The sequence below is a fragment of the Streptomyces sp. NPDC000410 genome, from assembly GCF_040300305.1.
Taxonomy (GTDB): domain Bacteria; phylum Actinomycetota; class Actinomycetes; order Streptomycetales; family Streptomycetaceae; genus Streptomyces.
This window is the reverse complement of record NZ_JBEPDM010000004.1, coordinates 1-18,458: the sequence shown is the minus strand read 5'-3', so window position 1 is coordinate 18,458 and position 18,458 is coordinate 1. Positions and strand designations below refer to the sequence as shown.

Sequence of the window (18,458 nt, the reverse complement as noted above, 5' to 3'; positions counted from 1 at the left end):
GCGAGGTGGCTGACGTAGTAGGGACGCGAGCCGTCGTGGCGGCCGGGAAGTCCACCGGGAGCGCGGCCGACGGAGCGCGGGCGGCGCGCCTGCCACTGCTGGACGTACTGCGTGGGGTGGCGATTCTCGGGACGTTGATGAGCAACGTCTGGATCTTCGCCGGGCCGGGCGCCGAGTGGGGTCTCCTCAGCGGGGGCGCGGACACGGCCGATTCGTCTTCCCCGGCCGGGGTGGCGGAGACGGTCTTCCGGTCCGTCGCGAACGGCAAGTTCCTGTCGATGCTGACGATTCTCTTCGGAGTCGGGCTGGCCATCCAGTTCCGGTCCGCCGCCAAGCGCGGGCAGCCGTGGCCGGGGCGGTACAAGTGGCGGGCGTTGTTCCTCTTCGCCGAGGGGACCGTGCACTTCGTACTCGTCTTCGCCTGGGACGTGCTGATGGGGTACGCGGTGGTCGCGCTGCTGGTGGCCTGGCTGCTCACGCGCTCCGCGCGGGCCCAGCGCGTGACGTGGATCGCCATGGGGGGACTCCATCTCATGGCGATGACGCTGCTCACGGTTGCCATACTGCTCGCCTCGGGCGCCGAGACGAGTGACGGCGGCGAGGCCGCTGCGGATGCCGATGTCGTGAAGCTGTACGCCGAGGGGAGTTACGCGGAGCAGGTCGCGTTCCGGCTGTCGCATGCCGTGGTGCTGCGCATGGAACCGGTGTTCTCCTTCATGCTGTTGGTGTTCCTGTTCCTTCTCGGCGTACGGCTTTTCAGGGCCGGGGCCTTTCAGGGCGATGAGGCGGGGCGGCGCATCCGGCGCCGACTGGCCGGGTGGGGACTGGGGATCGGCATACCTCTCAACACCCTTGCGGTGCTGGGCGGTTCCGACTTCTTCCTCCTGGAGCGGTACGGGGCGGCGCCGGTCCTGGCGATCGGCTACCTCGGCCTCATCGGCATGGTGATGGACCGGCTCCGCAACCCGGGCCTGTTGACCTCCGCCCTGAGCTCGGTCGGCCGTACGGCCCTGACCTGCTACGTCCTTCAGAACGTGCTCGCCATGCTCGCCTGTTACGGCATCGGCCTCGGCCTGGCGTCCCGCCTGGCGGGCAGTGGCCCGTGGTGGGTGATGGGTCTGTGGGCGACGATCTGCCTGGTGCTCGTGGCGGGGGCGAGCCTGTGGCTGCGGCGGTTCGAGCACGGACCGCTGGAGTCGGTGCAGAAGCGACTGCTCCGGCGCTGAGTCCGGCGGCCATACCTTCCATTTCCCCAGGCCACCGGCGTTGTCAGTGGTCGCATCTATGTTCAGTGTGTTCCGTCGTTGTGGCGCGGAACTCGTCCTGGTGCATGGGAGATGGTGCGTTGTCAGATTGGGAGAGGTCGAGCACGGCACGGGTGATCGCACCCGTACAGCCGCGCAAGCTCGCCAAGGTTCCGTTCGTCGAGCTGGCCGACGGACGCCTGCAGGGTGTGGTGTCCAGCGGCTCGGACATCGGGCGGGTCTACGTCTCGTCGGTCAAGGCCGGCACCTACGCGTTCGCCTGCAGCACCAACAACAACCGGCCCTGCGGCGGCGCGCGGGGGTCGTACTGCAATCACATCCGGGCCCTGATCAACGAGGCGGTGCTGCAGTACGGCGCCCGGCGCGTCGCCCGCTACCTGCGGGTCGAGCTCGCGGACGGGGATGCGAGCGGGCCGGCCATCGCCGTCGCCATGAGCAACACCCGTCCGTCCCAGGGGGACAGCGCGGCCGCCGCGCCCGTCTTCAGCCGGTTCCTGCGGCACCTGGCCTATCTGGAACTCGCCCCGACCACCGCGCCGCTGCCGGAGATGCAGTGGTTCCCGCCGACCAGGGCGGTGGCGTGATGCGTGCCGATCTGCTCGCCGAGACCATCGCCGGGCTCGACGAAGCCCTGGCGGCCGTCGACGCCTTCGACCAGGCCCTGGCCGGCGGTCTGCTCCGTCCCCAGCCCGCCCTGGCGGCCGGCCTGGCCGAGCTCGCCGATGCCGTCGCGGGGACGCCGCTCGCCGCCAGGGTCGCCGAAGCCGCCGAGAAGGCGGCGGCCGGCGCCGCGAGCGAAGACCACTTCGTGGCCCTCGCCGCCGCCCGCGCCGCACTGCTCGGTTCCGTCCACGACGCGCTGATGACCCGTGTCGAGGAGGCGACCGGTCGGCCCCGCGGCGAGCAGAACGCTCCGGCGCCCGGCGGGGGACAAGCGGCTAACGTGCTCGCCGCCGCCCGCTCCTGGCTGTCCGACCTGGCGCGCTGCGGGTGGCAGGGCATCGACCACGAGGTGGTCTCCGGGGCGGCGCAACTCGTCTCCGCGATGCTTCCGGACCTGGCCCTGCGCCGCCTGGCGACGCTCCTCGACGGCTTCGCCGCCGAACTCGCCGCCTCCTGCCCGGGCGCGGCTCTGGAGCGCGTCCCGGCACGCCGCTGGGCCGACCTGTGGTCACGCGCGATGCTGCTGACGCTGCCCGGTGCGGCCGACGCGCCCATGACCGGTACCGTCACCGGCCGCCTCCTCCCCCTCGGTGTCGACGTGCATGAACACGCGACCGCCGTACAGGCCCAGGTCCACGCGGTGTTCGAGCCCGCCGACGGCGCCGCGCCCTGTCTGGTGCGCGCGGCCGTGTCGGTGCCGAAGCCCGACACGGTCGTCGGATCCGGCCTCTGGCAGCTGCTCCGCCCGCACATGTCGCTCCTGGCGGCCGTCGGCGAAGGCCGCTCGATGGACCTCGCCGGCATGCCGGTCACCCCCGAGGGCGACCTGATCTGGAGCGACGAGCACGCCCGCCCGAGCGAGCCCGCCGATGCCTTCGCCACCGCACGCGTCGCCCTGCCCACCGCGACCGCCGTGGCGACCGCGCCGCTGGACCGGCACCCGGCGCGCATCGCCGTACCCGTGTTCCTGGAGGGCTACACGGCCCACAAGGAGGACGACGCACTGACGTTCACCGTCGCGGGACACCCTCTCGTTGTCGACACCGACCGCATTCCGACCGCCGGTCCGCTCACCCCCGAGGCCGTAACGGCGTCCGGGGCCTGCATCGGGCTGCTCCGCTGGGACGCCGGGACGTATCGCGTTCAGCCCTTGGCCGTCGAGGCGACCGTGCGGAAGAAGGCCGTCGCGCTGCACGCCGGGGGATGGGCCGGAGGGACGACGGACAAGGCCGGAGTCAAGGCCGAGAAGGCCGCCACCGACGCCGTCGCCGTGCTGCGGGAGCGTGCCGGGAGGTTGCTGCGGAAATGACGGAGCACACGACCGGGCACGCCCCCGGAACCGAGCGGTCGGCCGCGTACACGACCCCGCGGAACGCCGGGACGGACCCTCACGACAACCGCCGTCAGGTGCTGTACTGGCGGCTCCTCGCCCGCCTATTCGACCAGGAGGAGCAGGCCACGCTGGAATCGGCGAGCCTCGCCGTCGTCGAGGACATCGGCCTGCCGACCGCGCTGCTGGACCCGCAGGCCTCCGTCGACTCGATCGTGCAGCGCCACCCGGAGCTGGCCGCCGAGTTCGACGGACTGATGGCGCCCGAGGCCGACGATGACGGCGCACGCGACCGGGCCGCCGAAGTACGGCGCGCGGCCCTGGTGTCGAAGGTGCTGCTCAACGTCTTCGCCGCCGGATCGGGCACGGTCACCGCCGGACAGCTGGCGCGCTGGCAGTCCGACGCGGCCTGGCTGGAGCGCGCGCTCGGCTGCAAGCCGGGCGAGCTGCGCGGCGGCCGAGCAGGCGCGGGAGCTCCAGGAGCGGGCGTCAGCCCCACCGGCACCGGAGGCCGCGGCACGACGCCCGACCTCGGCCGGCTGATTCCGGAGATCGGCCCGGAACTCGGCGCCATCGAGGCCGACCTCGTCAAGCGGATGCACCTGCGCGAGGTGCTGGCCGATCCCGAGCTCGCCGCCCGGCTGACCCCGAGCATGTCGCTCATCGAGCAGCTCCTGCGGGACAAGAACAACCTCTCGGGGGTGGCCCTGGCCAACGCCAAGGCCCTGATCCGCCGATTCGTCGACGAGGTCGCCGAAGTGCTGCGCACCCAGGTGGAGAAGGCCACGGTGGGCGCCCTGGCCCGCTCCGTCCCGCCCAAGCGGGTGTTCCGCAACCTCGACCTCGACCGCACGATCTGGAAGAACCTCACCAACTGGAGCCCGGAGGAGGAGCGGCTGTACGTCGACCGCCTCTACTACCGGCACACCGCCCGCAAGACGACGCCCCAGCGGCTGATCGTCGTCGTGGACCAGTCGGGCTCGATGGTCGATGCGATGGTGAACTGCACCATCCTGGCGTCGATCTTCGCCGGGCTGCCCAAGGTGGACGTCCACCTGATCGCGTACGACACACAGGCGCTCGACCTCACGCCGTGGGTGCACGACCCCTTCGAGACCCTGCTGCGCACCAACCTCGGGGGCGGCACCGACGGCACGGTCGCCATGGCACTGGCCCAGCCGAAGATCGCCGAGCCCCGCAACACCGTCGTGGTGTGGATCTCCGACTTCTACGAATGGCGCAGCGAGCAGCTGTTCGAGAGCATGGCCGCCATTCACCGCTCCGGAGCCAAGTTCATCCCGGTCGGCTCGGTGACCAGTTCCGGCCGCGGAAGCGTCAACCCGTGGTTCCGGGAGCGCTTCAAGGATCTCGGTACGCCGGTGCTCTCCGGCCACATCCGCAAGCTCGTCCACGAACTCAAGACGTTCCTCGCCTAAGACCTGAAAGGCCCTGTTATGTCCGACCTGTTGCGCGCCCCCGCCGAGATCAAGTACGCCGAGGAACTGGACTGGCTGGAGTCCGTCGACGACAACCCCAAGCCCTTCTCCTGGCGCCTGTCCCCGAAGATGATCCGCCTGTTCGTCCTGGGCTCCGAGCGCTCCGACGGCCTGGACCGGGAGATCCCGCAGAAGTGGTTCGGCGAGCGCAGCGTCGTCGAGCGCGCCATCGTCACCCTGGCGTCCGACCGCGGCCTGCTGCTCATCGGCGACCCCGGGACCGGCAAGAGCTGGCTGGCGGAGCTGCTGGCCGCCGCGATCTGCCGCAACTCCACGCAGGTCGTGCAGGGCACGGCCGGCACCACCGAGGACCACATCAAGTACTCCTGGAACGTGTCCATGGTCATCGCCAAGGGCCAGTCGCGGGAGTCGATGATCCCCTCGCCGATCATGACCTCGATGGAGACCGGCACGATCGGCCGCTTCGAGGAGCTGACCCGCTCCACCAGCGACGTCCAGGACGCGCTCATCTCGATCCTGTCCGAGAAGTACATCTCGGTTCCCGAACTCGACAGCGACAACATCGTCTTCGCCAAGCCCGGCTTCTCCGTCATCGCCACCGCCAACAGCCGCGACCGGGGCGTCAACGACCTGTCCTCGGCGCTCAAGCGCCGCTTCAACTTCGTACGCATCCCGGTGGTGACGAACAAGAAGAGCGAGGCGGAGATCGTCCGCTTCCGTACCGAGGAGTTGCTGCGCCGCCACCAGATCGAGCTGGACGTGCCGCCGACCCTGCTCGACGTGCTGCTGCAGAGCTTCGCCGACCTGCGCGCCTCGGCGGCCGCGGCCGGAAGTGACGACGAGAAGCTGGAATCCGCGCTGTCCACCGCCGAGCAGATCGGCGTGCTCGAGGACGCGATCCTGCACAGCAACTTCTTCGGCGAGCGCGCCCTGACCGCCCACACGCTGGCCTCCTCGCTCGTCGGATCGCTGGCGCGGCGCGAGCCCGAGGACCTGGCCATCCTCAACAAGTACCTGCACGGGGTCGTCGAGCCGCGCAGCAAGGAAGAGGGCGGATCCTGGCCGGAGTTCCTGGAGGGCGGCCGCGACGCGATCGCCACCCTGTCATGAGCGGCACGCACGAGGGAACGTTCGAAGCGCTGCGCGCACAGCTCCAGGAGGCCGCCTCGACGTTCGCCGACGGGCCCGACGCTCTGGAGGGCATCCTCCTCGGCATCGTCGACGACGTCGACCGCGCGGTGCGCGAGCCACTGGAGATCTTCCCTGTCTGCCACCACTCGCCCGCCTCCGCGATCGCGATGGCACGCCGCCTGCGGGAGAAGCAGCCCAAGGTGGTGTACCTGGAGCTGTGCGAGGATCTGGCGCCGCTGCTGACCGAACTGCGCAACTGCAAGCTCCCGGTGGCGGTCCAGGCGTTCGCGACCGAGATCGACGGCTTCCCGCCCGACTGGGCCCCGCTGTCCGTGGTCGCACCCCTCACCGAGGCCTCGGCCGAGTACCAGGCCATCGCCTACGCCCTGGACACACCGGGCGTCGAGCTGGTCCTCGTCGACCGTTCCTCGGACCACGTCTTCCAGTGGGACGCGCGCGCGACGCACTCCGCGGAGGCCGGCGACGCCGGAACGGAAGGGCCGGACGTGCCGCCCGCCGAGGAGGAGGCCCAGCTCCACGGCGACGCGGTCGGCGTGGAGATCGGCGACCTGCGCCCGCGCTTCGCCGAACTGGAGGAGCACCTGCTGCGCCACGGCAGGGTGCGGCACTGGTCCGAGTGGTGGCACCAGTACGTCGAACTGCCGCTCGGCGACAGCGACCACGACACCTACCGCCAGGTCATGCTCCTGATCGGCAGCCTCTTCCGGCGCCTCGCACCCGGTGACCCGCAGCGGGTGCGCGTGGACGAGGACCGCGAGCGCTACATGTGGACCAGGATGCGTGAACACCTGGCCGCCACGGATACCGACCCCGCGGACTGCCTCTACGTCTGCGGCGCCTTCCACGCCGCCAGCCGCGTCGAGGAGTTCGGCGTCCACGGCTCGGACACCTTCGAGATCAGCCCGCGCAGTGCCACCAAGTGGCAGCACGGCCTCATCCCGTCGAGTCACGCGGCGATCGAGGCGCAGTTCGCCCTCGCCGCCGGCTCGGTGTCGATCGCCGCGACGCTCTGGGCCAAGAACGTCAGGCGTACCCGCGTCGAGCCGTACCGTCTGGCGGGACAAGCCGGCGCGAAGAAGCCGAAGGCCAGGAAGACCGCCGCCGCGGCGGCTCCCGTACCGGATCTCCCGCCCTCCGACAAGCTGACCGGCTTCCTGCGGCAACCGCCGGTCATGGACCGGCTGGACGAGGCCGAACTGCTCGGCTGGTCGGTGGAGATCGTGCGCGCCGCCCGCCGCAACGGCTACCTCGCGTCCACCGCCGACGCCATCGCCGTGTTCGAGACGTCGATCCTGCTCGCCGGGATGCGCGACCGGGCCAAGCCCACCCCGTACGACTTCCAGGACGCGGCCGTCACCTGCATCGAGAAGGACACCGTGCCGGGCCGGCGCGACGTACGCCGCCTCGTGGAGATCATGATGGGCGGCGACCGGATCGGCCAGGTCGGCTACGACGCCCTGCCACCCCTCGCCCGCGACGTGCACGACAGGCTCGCGCCGCTGAACCTGAAACTTCAGCAGCGCGGCGTGCAGCGGGCACTGCTGGACATCGCCTCCCAGCCGGAACTGGAGCAGTGCTCCGACGTGCTGTGGATGCTGCGGTACCTGATGCCGCACGGCGCCGCCCGGCCGATCATGGGCGAGCGGCGGCTCGGCGAGCGGCCGATCCAGGAGTCGTGGGACCTGGCCCTGGGCACCCATCAGCGGGCCCTCATCGAGCTCGGCTACGAGGGCGTCAGCATCGAGCAGGTCCTGGAGCAGCGCCTGCGCCGCACGGCGTACGACCCGCAGGCCACCGCGGCGACCGTCCTGCAAGCCGTCGAGGACGCGACGCTGTACCTGCGCAGCCGCCGCCTCGCCGACGAGCTGGGCACCCGCGCCCTGGAGGCGCTGTCGGCCGAGCGCAGCGTCGACGGCGCGCCGGAGGTGCTGCGCCGGGTGCGGCGGCTGCTGGCGTACTACCGCACCAGCGAGCCGGTGCTGCCGCCGTGGATCGAATCCTTCGTCAAAACCGGCTACGCGCACTACTGCACCCTGCTGCCGACGGCGTTCACCGACGACGACGCCACCGTCCGCCAGGTCGCGGCGATGCTGGGCTTCCTGTTCAGCATGGAGAGCCTGGCGCTGTCACTGGGCTGCGACCGGACCCAGCTGGAGCTGGCGGTCGCCCAGTCGCACCCGCGGGACCCGTCGAAGACGGCGCTGCTGTGGGCGGCGCAGACGCAGCTCGGCCACCTCTCCCGCGCGGACCTCCGGGCACGGTGCGACGAGCTGCTCGGCAACCCCATGGTGGTGTCCGCCTATCCCCGCTACCTCAGCGGCCTCCTGCACGCCCTGGAGCCCGTCCCGAACCTCACCGACTTCGTCGTGGAGGCGGTGTCGAACGCGTTCGGACGCCTGCCGGACCCGGTGCTCCTGCCGTGGCTGCCGACCCTGATCACCACCGTTCGGTCCGGCGGCGCCGAGCTGGCCCCGCTGCTGATCCGCGAGGCCGGGCGGATCTTCCCCGGCCGGCTCGCCGCGCTGGACGCATGGGTGCCGCCGTGGCGGGCACAGCCGGAGCCGGGAACCGCGCACCGGACGCGACGCGCGGACAGCGGACGCCGTGCCGTGCTGCTCGCCGCCCACCCGGAGACCTGCGACGCGGTGGCGAGTCTGCTGGGCTGCGACGGGACGTGGGAATCGGCCGGTCCCGGCCCGACGGGCGCGGTCCTCGCCGGCCGTCATCCGGATACGGCGATGGCACTGGAGGCGTTGCTGGCCGGCCCGTGACCCCGGGCGCGCGGCGGCCCCGGGCCGCCGCGCGCTCCCGCTCAGACCGCCGTCCGCTCCACGGGGATCCACAGCTCCGCGTCAGCCCGGGCCGCGTCCTCGGACAACCGGGTCCGCAGGATCTCGGGCCCCGGCCGGCTCCGGTACGGATTGGACGGGAACCACTGCGTGAACACGTCCCGCCACAGGTACTGGAGCGCCTGCGGAAACGGCCCGGAGCTCTTGAAGACCGCCCACGTCCCGGCCGGAACGGTCAGTGTGTCCATGTCCTCGGGCGCGACGGCGCAGGTCACCGCACCGTGGTAGTAGTCGAGTTCCGTTCCCTCGGCGCGGCTCTCGTCCAGATTGTCACTCACCGAGACGATCCCCTCCGGCTCCTGATCGGACAGACTCCGGATGCGCTGCGACGTCTCCTGGCCGATGTCCCGGATGAACGCGGCGATGGCGGGGTTCACCCCCTCGTGCACCAGAGGGACGCGTGCCTTCCTCCCGACCACACGGAACCGCTCCTTCTCCACGAGCCGGTACCGCATGCTGCTGCTCCCTTCCACGATGAGGCGGAAGGACATCCGTGGCTGGGACTGCAGGCTCGCACCGACCCGCCTGACCTCACCGGGACCGACGCCGTGCATCGCGCGGAACGCCCGCGCGAACGCCTCCCCGGAGCCGTAGCCGTAACGCACCGCGACGTCCAGCAGCGTCCGCTCCCCGGCCAGCACCTCGGCCCCCGCGACCGTCAGTCGTCTGCGCCGGACGTATTCCGACAACGGGATCCCCGCCAGCGCGGAGAACAGCCGCCGGAAGTGGTGCTCCGACGTCTGCGCGATCCTCGCCAGGTCGGACACCTCGATCCGCTGGTCGAGGTGGTCCTCGATGTGATCCATGGCCTGGTTCAGCCGCTCCAGCACCCCGGTCTCCTTCCCGTTCGCTCACCCACGCTAGGAAGGGTCCACCCTGCCGGACCCGACATCCTGTGCCCGGTCCGGTCGGGTGGGGAAGGTCAGGGCAGCGTCCAGAACTGGGTCGTGACCAGGTAGAAGACCACGGCCCAGAACACGGTCACCGCGGCGACGATACCGAGGCCGGTGCGGTTGGTCCTCGCCGCCGGTTCGTCCGGTGCGGGCCGCAGCCACCGCTTGAGCAGCGGGTTCACGTAGTAGGGCATCGTGAAGAAGCTCATGATGAAGCTCGAGAGCAGATTGCCCACGAGCAGCCCGAGCCAGAGCGGCATCTGCAGCGGCGACAGGGCGAGCGTCAGCAGCACGACGGTGGGGTACAGGCCGACCCAGACCGCGAGGGCGGTCTTGGTCTCCGAGGGCGGCGGCGCTTCCTTGCCGTTCTCCTCGAAGGCGAACCAGCTGCCGAACGAGTTGTCGATCGTACGCAGTTTGAAGTCGTTGAACTTCTCTCCTTCGGCGAGAACCTCCTGCCGCTTGCCCGACGTCAGCCAGGCATCGAGGTGCTCGGCGCTGTCGAACCGGTACAGCGTGGTCCATTCGTCCTGCAGCCCCTCGATCGGGCGGAAGACCTCGGTTCCGCGAAAGCCCTCGAATTTGCTCTCCTCCTGGCTCATGTGGCGCTGCCAGTCGAGGAAGTCGTCGACGTGGTGGGGGTGAACGCGGTGCGTCACCACCACGGTCACCAGAGGATCCGGTGTCTGCATGCCGCCGCTGACGACCTGCTGGGTCGCGGGCCCGTCGAAGTACTTGCTGCCGGTGTCGAGAAGGCTCTGCCTGGTCGCACTGTTGATCCACGCTTGCAGATGGGCTATCGAGTCGAACCGGTAGACGACCACCCAGTCCGGTTGCAGGGGTGTCGGCGGGGAGATCTCCGCGCCGAGGTACCCGGTGTAGTCGGCGGCGGCGGCGTTGACCTCCTCCTGCCACGCTTCGTACTCCCGCTCCAGACCGGGCAGAACCTTCAGACCGATGATGGCCGTCGCCGCGGCGTCCTCGGCTCGTCCGGTGGCTCGTTCGGTGTTCATTTGCGCGGGCCCGTCGGTGCCGGCCGGCTTTCGTCGAGCCTGCTGTAGATCCGTTCCGGAGTCAGGGGCAGCGCGCGGTAGCGGACACCCGTGGCGTCGTGGAGCGCGTTCGCCAATGCCGGCGCCACCGGGTTGATGCAGCACTCCGCCATCCCCTTCGACCGCATGGGCCCGACGGAGTCCGCGGAGTCCACCAGGAGCACGTCGGTGCGGGGGATGTCGGCGTAGGTGGGGATGCGGTAGTTGCGGAAGTTCGGGTTGACCATGACGCCGTTCGCGTCGACGTGGAAATTCTCGGTCAGGGCGAACCCGATTCCCTGGGCGACACCGCCGTCCACCTGTCCCCGGACCTGCTCGGGGTTGATGACCGCGCCCGCGTCGGTCGCCTGGACGCTGTAGAGGATACGGATCTCACCCGTCACCCGATGGACCGCGATGCGGAATCCCTGCGTATTGGAGGTGACGCTCCGGGGCGAGCCGTAGGCCTTGCGGGCGGCGGTGAACCGGATCCCGCGCGCTCGGGCCGATGCCACGAGCTCGGCCAACGACACGCGGCGGTCGCCGCAGACGACACCCTCGTCGTCCATCGAACACATCACGATATGGACGCCCGTGCGCGCGGCAGCGAATTCCAGGATGCGGTCGCGCACGGCGTTGGCCGCTCGGAGTACCGCGTTTCCCGACACGAAAAGGCCCGCACTGGCAAAGGCGCCGGTGTCGAATCCCGTGCGGTCGGTGTCGGACTGCACCAGGCGAATCCGTGAGGGCGTCGTGCCGAGTTGATTGGCCGCGATCTGGACATGCGCGGTCGATGTGCCCTCGCCGAACTCGACCGCTCCGACAGCCACCTCGTACATGAGGTCGTCGCCGAGCGTGACCCAGGCCTCGGAGATGTGCTCGGTCGGGGGCGCGGTCTCGTGCAGGGAACTCGCCACCCCGGACCCGACGACCCACCCCGGGCCGGGGGGAGGCTGATCGGCCGTACGGGCCATGGCGGAATCCACGAGATCGATGCACTTCGCGAGGCCGTCCTCGGTGAACAGTACGTCGTCGGGGCCGTCATGAAGCGCGACGAGCGGATCACCCGGTCGCACGATGTTGCGGCGTCGCAGTTCCAGCGGATCGATGTGCAGGGCGAGTGCCAGTTCGTCCATCGCCGATTCCACGGCGAACGCCGGTTGCGTCATCCCGTAACCGCGCAGTGCCCCGCTCGGAATGCTGTTCGTATAGACGGAGTACGCGTCGTACTTCTTGTTGGGACAGCGGTAGATCATGACGGCGGCGCCGCCCGCGTACAGCGTTTCGCCGCCGTGGTTGCCGTAGGCGCCGGTGTTCGACACATTGCGGACCTGGAACGCGGTGAGCGTTCCGTCCGCCTTCGCGCCGAGTTTGACGGTCAACGTCATCGGATGCCGGGGCGAAGCCGTGGTGAACTCCTCCTCACGGGTGTATTCGAAGCAGGCGGGGCGCCCGGTGTCCAGGGTGGCGAGCGCGACCAGATCCTCCGAGATCACTTCCTGTTTGCCGCCGAAGCCGCCGCCGACGCGTTTGCAGAACACGCGGAGCTGGTCCGGGCGCAGCGCGAAGAGATGCGCGAGTTTGACCTTCGCGATCGACGGTGACTGCGAACTGGTGCGAACGTTCAGACGGCCGTTCTCCATCCACGCGATCGAGCCGTGGGTCTCGAGGTGCGCGTGCTGCACTCGGGGTGAGGAGTACGTGCCTTCGTGGATCACATCGGCCTTGGCGAACCCCGCGTCGACATCGCCGATGTGCGCATGGATCTCCAGCAGGATGTTGTGCGCGGGATCGCGGGCGAACGGATCATCCGTGCCGTGCAGTTGTGGCGCCCCCTCGGCCATTGCCTCTTCGGGGTCGAACACCGCCGGCAGGACCTCATATTCGACGACGACCTTCCGGCAGCCCTCTTCCGCCGCCGCGACCGTGTCGGCCAGGACCGCTACGACGCGCTGGCCGGCGAAGCGGACCGTTCTGTCGAGGATGAAGGTGTCGTCCGGATCGACGAGATGGTCGGTGTGGATCGCCGTGGTGAAACGCTTACGCGGCACGTCTTCCCAGGTGTAGACCCGGTGCACGCCGGGAACCGCGAGTGCGGCGGCCTTGTCGATCGAGACGATCCGGGCGTGTGCGTGGGGTGAGTGCAGCACCTTGAGATGCAGCATGCCGTCGATATGGGTGTCCATCGTGAACTCGGCGCGACCGGTCACCACATCGTTGGCGGCCGGCGCACCCACGCTCGTCCCGACGGCTTTTCCCGGCGCTGCCGACTCCACGCCGACGACGCCCTTCACGGCATCCTCGATCCCCCGATAGCCGGTGCAGCGGCAGAGATTGCCCTTCAAAGCCCGGGGCAGGTCCTGCTTCTGGGCCTCGGTGAACGTCGCCGAAGTCATGATCATCCCGGCGGTACAGAAACCGCACTGGAATCCCGGGGCATCGCGGAACCGTCGTTGCATCGGATGCAGATTGCCCGGTGATCCGAGGCCCTCGATCGTCGTCACCTCGCGATCCTCCGCACGGAAAGCCGGGGTGATGCAGCTGTGCACCGGATCGCCGTCCAACCACACCGTGCACGCGCCGCAATCCCCCGCGTCGCACCCCTTTTTGACACCGTAGTGGCCGAGCGAACGGAGGAAGCTGCGCAGACACTGCCCCGGTTCCGGTTCTTCGTCGAAGCTCCTGCCGTTCACGATGTAGGTCATTCCGGGCCCCCAGTGATGAGTTCGCGGCGAATCTCTTCGGCGAAGTGCTTGGTCAGGTGGCGACGGTGGTCGGGGGTCCCGTTGGGGTCGGCGAACCAGACGTCGGCGGGGATGGCGTCGATGCTCTGCTGCAGAGTCCCGGCATCGGGCATGGTCTCGAAAGCCATACGCACGGGCCGCGTCGTGCCGGCGGTGACGGTGAGCAGCAGGTCGCTCATTCCCGGCGTGTGAGTACCGATGAGGAAGACCGTCGAACGGCCGAGGTGGGTCAGCGTGAAACGGCGGTGCGCGGTGTGTTTCCTCAGGGCGCGCGCCGGAATGTCGACGCGCCGCAGGATCTCCCCGGGGGTGAGAGTGTTCTGATTGTTCCCGGTGACGAATTCGAGTGCATCGACGCTCCGCACGGACCCGTCAGGAGCCCACAGCTCGTACTTCGCCTCAAGGGCGACCGTCAGCGTGATCATCGGGCCGGCCGGCAAGGACATACAGATATTGCCGCCGACGGTCGCCGAGTTCCAGACCTTGAACGAGGACAGGAACGCCTCGCAGCTCTGCGTGAAAAGGGGACCCGCGATCCAGTCGCCCGGCGGCGCGAAGGCATACAGATCGCGGATGGTGCACGTGGCGCCGATTTCCAGGCCGGCGTCGCTCGGTACGAGAGGATCCCAGCGCAACGCCGTCAGGTCGATCAGGCGGCGAAGGCTCGGCTGCTCCGCGGAGAACAGCCACGTTCCGCCCGCGAGCCAGGCATCGCCTTCGCGCCAGTCCGCGCCCGGCCGCGCGGAAGGCCGCCGGACGACTTCGGTGATGGTGTTGAGGTCCATGGGAAATCGATCTCCCTCACCACGGCATTCGCGAGACGACATTCGTGAGATTCGCGAGACGACAGGCACGAGACGACAGGCGCGAGCGACGGAATCGCATGGTGGCTGCTGCGGTCGACCTGCTCGAGGAGGGACCGGCGGGCGCAGAGATTCCTGTCAAGCGTATCGAGAGCGGACCGGCCTCGCCACGTCAGGGCATCGGCGCCCCGGCCTCACTTCGACCCGAGGGGTCCCGGGGGCGGGCGCGTAAAGAGAAGCGACGCTGTTGACGGCATCCGAGGACCAAGGAGCAGGCACGACATGAGATTCCTGGAGCGTGAGCGCGCGACCTTCGACACCTTGCTGCCCGGCCTCGACGAGAGTCTGAGCGCCCTGCCACTGATGACACTGGAAACACCCAAGAGCCCGGGGATCCAGTTGTTCCGGGAGAGCGGCGGCCCTGGGCTGCTGGCCCCGGTCGCCTTACGCGGCAGAGGTGCCAAGGCTCTCGACGCCCTGCGGGTGCAGCGCGCGCTGGGCAGCCGTTCGCCCTCGCTCGCGGTGGCGACGACCATGCACCATTTCTCGATGGCCACTCTGGTCGGGCTGAGCGACTCCGGTGAGGGACTGGAGTGGATGCTCATCGAGGGCGTCGCGTCCGACAACCGCCTCATGGCGTCCGGCTTCGCCGAAGGGCGACGAGGTGCCGGAATCCTGTCACCCTCCATGTCCGCCACCGTCACCCCCGAGGGGGTGCGGATCACCGGGGTGAAACGGCCGTGCAGCCTCGCCCGCTCCATGGACCTGCTCACCGCCAGCGTGATGGTGCCCTGCGAGGAGGGGGAGGGACACGAGCCGGCGGTGGCGCTGATCCCCGCGGAGAGCCAGGGGCTGAGCGTCAGCGGCTTCTGGTCGAGCAGCTTCCTCGCGGGCGCCGAGAGCGACCAGGTCACCCTGGACGACGTCCTGGTGCCGCCGGAGCTGCTGGTGCGGACGGCATCGCCGGCCGGAGCGAGGCTGGACGAGGTGCAGACCGCCGGCCTGGTCTGGTTCGAGCTGCTGATGACCGGCAGCTACCTCGGCGCCGCGAGCGCCCTGGTGGAGCGGGTGCTGCTCAACGACCGGGTGCCCGATGCCGAACGGGTCAGGCTGCTTGTACAGATCGAGGGTGCGATGGCGGCGGTCGAGGGCCTCGCCCGCCGGGTGGACGAGGGCGCGCCCGACGAGTCCACGCTCGCCGACTCGCTCTACGTGCGCTACACCGTGCAGGACAGCCTCGCCCGGATCGTCCCGCAGGCGGTCGAACTGCTCGGCGGGCTCAACTTCATGACCTCGGACGAGGTCGGGTACCTCGCCGCCTGCGCCAACGGCCTCGCCCTGCACCCGCCGTCGAGGTCACGGATGACCGGCCCGCTGTCCGCGTACCTCGCCGGCGAGCCGCTGACGATCGCCTGACCGCTCCGGGCCACGCCCCGTCTCAGGTCGCCGCCCGCTCCGGGTCGCTGCCTTACCCGTACCGCGTTGCCGCCTGTCCCGGGCCATTGCCTGCCCCGGGCCACTGCCCGCTTCGGGTCGCTGCCCGACCTGTCCCGCGTCGCCACCTGCCCCGGGCCACTGCCCGGCCCGTCCCTGGCCGCCGCCCGTCACGAGCCACCGGCTCACCTCACCCGACCGAGGGGATCATCGCCATGCCTCAGTCCCGGCCCAGCGCTCCGCCCGGCCCTCCACCGTCCACGGAACTCCCTACGATCCTGCTCACCGGCGGCACGGGCGTACTCGGCAGAGCCCTGATCGACGAGCTGTCGCCCGACTTCCGGATCATCTGCCTACGCCATCGCACCCCCCTGAACGACCCACGGGTCCGCGAGGTCCGCGCGGACCTACTGGAGCCCGGTCTCGGCCTGCCGCAGGCGGACCTCGGACAGCTCGCCGCCGAAGTGGATCTGGTCCTGCACTCCGGCGCCGCCACCAACTGGCGTGCGGCGCCCGACGCGATCCGGCGCGCCAACCTCGGCGGCACCGCCACGATGCTCGACCTCGCCGCCCGCGCCGACGCGCCCTTCTACCACATGAGCACCGCGTTCATCGCCAACCCACTGGCCCCGGAGGAACAGGAACGCTTCCCCGGTGCCGCCGTGTACCTCGCCTCCAAGGCCGCGGCCGAACAAGCTGTGCGCGATGCCCCGGTGCCGGGCGTGATCCTGCGTCCGTCGGTGGTGATGGGCGACTCGGTCACCGGCCGTATCGCGGGGGTGCAGGGGCTGACGCGTGCGCTGGGCGCGATTGTGAAGGGTCAGGTTCCGGTACTGCCGGGAGCGCCCGACGCGCGGATCGACATGGTGCCCCAGGACGTCGTCGCGCGTGCCGTGGGCGACCTGCTGCGCGATCGCGTCACCGCCGGCGAGTACTGGCTGACGGCCGGAGCACAGGCACTGCTCCAACGCGAAGTGGTCGACACGTGCCTGGAGTTCGCGGAACGGCACGGGCCGAGGCCCCACCCTCCCCGGCTCATTCCGGTCGAGTCGGTGCACCGACTGCTGCTGCCGCTGATCGAGGGCCCCACCTTCCCGGAGTCGCTGCGCCGCCGCTTCCGGACCTACGCGGAACTGCTGCTGGTCTTTCAGCGAGCCCTTCCCTTCGCGTCCTCCTTGGGATCGCCGCACTGCGGCTCCGCCCTGTCGAAGGACGCGCTCAAGCAGGCGCTGGTCCGTAATCTGACAGCCTGGTCGACCGGGCCCGGCGGCATCGGCTCACGTTCACGCCACCGGGCACAGGCACAGCCACAGGCACAGCAACAGCCACAGCCACAGCAACAGCCACAGCCACAGCCACAGGCCCAGCCGCTTGTGCCTGTGGCAGCGACGGCGCCGAGGGCAGCGCGGGAGCGGGCGTCATGACCGCGACTCCGATCACCCGGCCCACCGGCACCGGGGCGGACACCGGCGGCGCGCAGGTCGCCCGCCTCTACCGGAAGCACCTGTCGTCCGGCCGCGCAGTGATGGGCACCGTGCTCGGCGGCATGCTGGAGACGGCGTCCGAGGGTGCGTGGGTGCACACCGAGGACGGTCGCCGCTACCTCGACTTCGGCGGGTACGGGGTCTTCATCCTGGGACACCGGCACCCCTCCGTGGTCGCGGCCGTGCACCGGCAGGTGGACACGCATCCCCTGGCCAGCCGGGTCTTCCTGGAGCCGGTCGCGGCCCGTGCGGCGCAGGCTCTGGCCGAGCACACCCCGGACGGACTGGACCACGTCCATTTCGTCAACTCCGGGACCGAGGCGACCGAAGCCGGCCTGAAGCTGGCCCGGACCCACGGTCACACCACGCTCGTCACCACGGCCGGCGGCTACCACGGCAAGACCCTGGGCGCGCTGAGCGCCACCGCCAACCCGAAGTACCAGGACCCCTTCCAGCCCTTGCTGCCGGACAGCACGGTGGTTCCCTACGGGGACACGGACGCGCTCGCGGCCACACTCGCCGGCCTCGGCGACCGCGCCTGCGTCATCGTCGAGCCGGTGCAGGGGGAAGGGGGCGTACGGATCCCTCCGCCCGGCTATCTGACGGAGGTGAGCCGGCTGTGCCGGGCGTCCGGTGCCTTCCTGATCGTCGACGAGATCCAGACGGGCCTCGGGCGCCTGGGGGCCTGGTGGGGTGTGGATGCCGAGGGCGTGGTCCCGGACGTCCTGCTGGCAGGCAAGGGCCTCAGCGGCGGAGTGGTCCCCGTCGCCGCCCTGATCGCCACCGACGAGGCCTACCGGCCCTTCTCCCGTGACCCCTATCTCCACACCTCCACCTTCGGCGCCTCCCCCCTCGCGTGCGCCGCGGCGCGGGCCGCGGTCGAGACCCTGGACCGGGAGGACATCGTCGGCCGCGCCGCCCTGCTGGGCGCCCGCCTCCTCGCGGGCGTACGGGCCGCCTGTGCCGCGTACACCGGCGGCCTGGTGCACGAGGTGCGGGGACGGGGCCTGTTGATCGGCCTGGAGTTCACCTCGGAACAGGCCGTCGGTGAACTGGTCCTCGAACTGGTCGGGCGCGGCGTCCTGGTGAACCACTCCCTCAACGCCGGCCGGGTACTGCGGCTGACTCCGCCCGCGATCGCCGGCGACGAGGAAGTACGGCTGTTCCTCGCTGCTCTTGCCGAGGCACTGCGCGTCGTGGCGACGCGCATCGGCTGACCGTTGACCGCTCCACCGAACCGTTCTACCGACCGTGGAAAGGATTCCCAATGGAGTTGTCAACCCCTTGCGGTGACTCGCTGTGAGCGGGTCAGGCGAGCGCGACAGGGCTTGGCGGCGCCGTGATCTCGAAGGG

General features: G+C 70.2%; 13 protein-coding genes. 9 read left to right on the top strand and 4 right to left on the bottom strand.

Annotated features, from left to right (window positions below; all coding sequences use genetic code 11):
- Positions 1-5 precede the first annotated feature (5 nt).
- The 6 genes from ABT342_RS07045 to ABT342_RS07020 all read left to right on the top strand — a co-directional run bounded on the left by ABT342_RS07045 (position 6) and on the right by ABT342_RS07020 (position 8,638).
- Positions 6-1,226, top strand: a complete 1,221-nt coding sequence (locus ABT342_RS07045) for a DUF418 domain-containing protein (protein WP_502965477.1) — start codon at positions 6-8, stop codon at positions 1,224-1,226.
- A 104-nt stretch (positions 1,227-1,330) separates the two neighbouring features.
- Positions 1,331-1,849, top strand: a complete 519-nt coding sequence (locus tag ABT342_RS07040) for a hypothetical protein (protein ID WP_351568200.1) — start codon at positions 1,331-1,333, stop codon at positions 1,847-1,849.
- Positions 1,819-3,237, top strand: coding sequence for a hypothetical protein (locus ABT342_RS07035; protein ID WP_351568197.1), 1,419 nt, complete (start codon positions 1,819-1,821; stop codon positions 3,235-3,237). The genes ABT342_RS07040 and ABT342_RS07035 overlap by 31 nt, the downstream gene beginning before the upstream one ends.
- Positions 3,234-4,694 carry a vWA domain-containing protein gene (locus ABT342_RS07030; protein WP_351568194.1) on the top strand — a complete coding sequence of 487 codons (1,461 nt, stop codon included), beginning with the start codon at positions 3,234-3,236 and terminating at the stop codon, positions 4,692-4,694. The genes ABT342_RS07035 and ABT342_RS07030 overlap by 4 nt, the downstream gene beginning before the upstream one ends.
- An 18-nt stretch (positions 4,695-4,712) precedes the next feature.
- On the top strand, positions 4,713-5,825 hold the full coding sequence (locus ABT342_RS07025; protein WP_351568191.1) for an ATP-binding protein: 1,113 nt from the start codon (positions 4,713-4,715) through the stop codon (positions 5,823-5,825).
- Positions 5,822-8,638: a hypothetical protein gene (locus ABT342_RS07020; protein ID WP_351568188.1), complete on the top strand. Its 2,817-nt coding sequence runs from the start codon at positions 5,822-5,824 to the stop codon at positions 8,636-8,638. The genes ABT342_RS07025 and ABT342_RS07020 overlap by 4 nt, the downstream gene beginning before the upstream one ends.
- Before the next feature lie 41 nt (positions 8,639-8,679).
- On the opposite strand, the gene ABT342_RS07015 is transcribed toward ABT342_RS07020, so the two are convergent.
- From ABT342_RS07015 to ABT342_RS07000, 4 genes are all read right to left on the bottom strand, one after another.
- Positions 8,680-9,546 (bottom strand): GyrI-like domain-containing protein, encoded by an 867-nt coding sequence (locus ABT342_RS07015; RefSeq protein WP_351568185.1) that lies wholly within the window; start codon positions 9,544-9,546, stop codon positions 8,680-8,682.
- 92 nt (positions 9,547-9,638) lie between these two features.
- Positions 9,639-10,622 (bottom strand): antibiotic biosynthesis monooxygenase, encoded by a 984-nt coding sequence (locus ABT342_RS07010; RefSeq protein ID WP_351568182.1) that lies wholly within the window; start codon positions 10,620-10,622, stop codon positions 9,639-9,641.
- Positions 10,619-13,345 carry a molybdopterin-dependent oxidoreductase gene (locus tag ABT342_RS07005; protein ID WP_351568179.1) on the bottom strand — a complete coding sequence of 909 codons (2,727 nt, stop codon included), beginning with the start codon at positions 13,343-13,345 and terminating at the stop codon, positions 10,619-10,621. The genes ABT342_RS07010 and ABT342_RS07005 overlap by 4 nt, the downstream gene beginning before the upstream one ends.
- Positions 13,342-14,169: an FAD binding domain-containing protein gene (locus ABT342_RS07000; RefSeq protein WP_351568176.1), complete on the bottom strand. Its 828-nt coding sequence runs from the start codon at positions 14,167-14,169 to the stop codon at positions 13,342-13,344. The genes ABT342_RS07005 and ABT342_RS07000 overlap by 4 nt, the downstream gene beginning before the upstream one ends.
- Positions 14,170-14,469: 300 nt before the next feature.
- Between ABT342_RS07000 and ABT342_RS06995 the strand changes: the two genes are divergently transcribed.
- From ABT342_RS06995 to ABT342_RS06985, 3 genes are all read left to right on the top strand, one after another.
- Positions 14,470-15,603 (top strand): acyl-CoA dehydrogenase family protein, encoded by a 1,134-nt coding sequence (locus ABT342_RS06995; RefSeq protein ID WP_351568174.1) that lies wholly within the window; start codon positions 14,470-14,472, stop codon positions 15,601-15,603.
- 233 nt (positions 15,604-15,836) lie between these two features.
- Entirely contained in the window at positions 15,837-17,045 is a 1,209-nt protein-coding gene (locus ABT342_RS06990; RefSeq protein ID WP_351568171.1) for an SDR family oxidoreductase, read from the top strand.
- Positions 17,042-18,322: an aspartate aminotransferase family protein gene (locus ABT342_RS06985; protein ID WP_351568169.1), complete on the top strand. Its 1,281-nt coding sequence runs from the start codon at positions 17,042-17,044 to the stop codon at positions 18,320-18,322. Before ABT342_RS06990 ends, ABT342_RS06985 begins: the two co-directional genes overlap by 4 nt.
- Positions 18,323-18,458 lie beyond the last annotated feature (136 nt).